Origin of the sequence: Cohnella silvisoli, assembly GCF_021190915.1 — a bacterium.
GTDB classification, from domain to species: domain Bacteria; phylum Bacillota; class Bacilli; order Paenibacillales; family Paenibacillaceae; genus Cohnella; species Cohnella silvisoli.
Genome location: NZ_JAIOAP010000043.1, coordinates 1 through 1059, shown reverse-complemented (window position 1 = coordinate 1059; position 1059 = coordinate 1). Strand labels below are relative to the sequence as shown.

2 tRNA genes and 3 rRNA genes are annotated in these 1059 nt (G+C 53.3%); all 5 read left to right on the top strand.

Features of this window, described 5'->3' with window-relative positions:
• Window positions 1-116: ribosomal RNA gene (locus K7P76_RS33005) — 16S ribosomal RNA — on the top strand; the annotation flags it as partial.
• Window positions 117-231: 115 nt separating this feature from the next.
• Window positions 232-348: ribosomal RNA gene (gene rrf, locus K7P76_RS33000) — 5S ribosomal RNA — on the top strand.
• 68 nt (window positions 349-416) lie between these two features.
• A tRNA-Ile gene (locus K7P76_RS32995) sits at window positions 417-493 on the top strand.
• A gap of 25 nt (window positions 494-518) precedes the next feature.
• Window positions 519-594, top strand: a tRNA-Ala gene (locus tag K7P76_RS32990).
• Window positions 595-836: 242 nt separating this feature from the next.
• Window positions 837-1059: ribosomal RNA gene (locus K7P76_RS32985) — 23S ribosomal RNA — on the top strand; the annotation flags it as partial.

The window sequence follows — 1059 nt, the reverse complement described above, 5'->3', positions numbered from 1 at the left end:
CCCGAAGTCGGTGGGGTAACCCGCAAGGGAGCCAGCCGCCGAAGGTGGGGTAGATGATTGGGGTGAAGTCGTAACAAGGTAGCCGTATCGGAAGGTGCGGCTGGATCACCTCCTTTCTAAGGAGCCCCTCGGGGCTATAAAAGTCCACAGTCGCCTAGGCGAAGTGGCACTCGTTTCTTACGCTCAAGTTCAGTTTTGAAAGAGCAATTCACTCTTTCTTAGAAATGCCGGTTTGGTGGCAACGGCGGAGGGGTTCCACGCGTACCCATCTCGAACACGACCGTTAAGCCCTCCAGCGCCAATGGTACTTGGACCGCAGGGTCCTGGGAGAGTAGGACGTCGCCAAGCCGGGCTTTTCTGATCTCACTTGCGGAGATCCGAAGCGAACTAGCCCAAGTAAGAGCGGGCGCACATATTGGCCTTTAGCTCAGCTGGTTAGAGCGCACCCCTGATAAGGGTGAGGTCGGTGGTTCGAGTCCACTAAGGCCAACCATCTTTCTTAAAAGCATACTTCCCATGGGGACTTAGCTCAGCTGGGAGAGCACCTGCCTTGCACGCAGGGGGTCAGCGGTTCGATCCCGCTAGTCTCCACCATGAGACTTTCTGAGAGGCCTTCGGGTCGCTCGCACTTGTACCTTGAAAACTGGATAGCGAAACAAAGCGCGAATTAGAAGAAGTTGAAGTATCATCTCTGCCTTACTAGTGTCATTAAAATCGTATGCGTAGAGATATCGGTTCTGTTCGACTCATGGTCCTGCGTTACTGTCGCCCATCTATGATGGGAGCTTTGTAACGAGAGGAGCATTGGAGATAAAGAATCGATATCCCGGAGCATTGGTTAAGCTAATAAGAGCGCACGGAGGATGCCTAGGCGCCAGGAGCCGAAGAAGGACGCGACGAACAGCGATATGCCTCGGGGAGTTGTAAGTGAGCATTGATCCGGGGATTTCCGAATGGGGAAACCCAGCTACCGTAATGGGTAGTTACCCTCGACTGAATAAATAGGTCGTTGGAGGCACACCAGGGGAACTGAAACATCTAAGTACCCTGAGGAAAAGA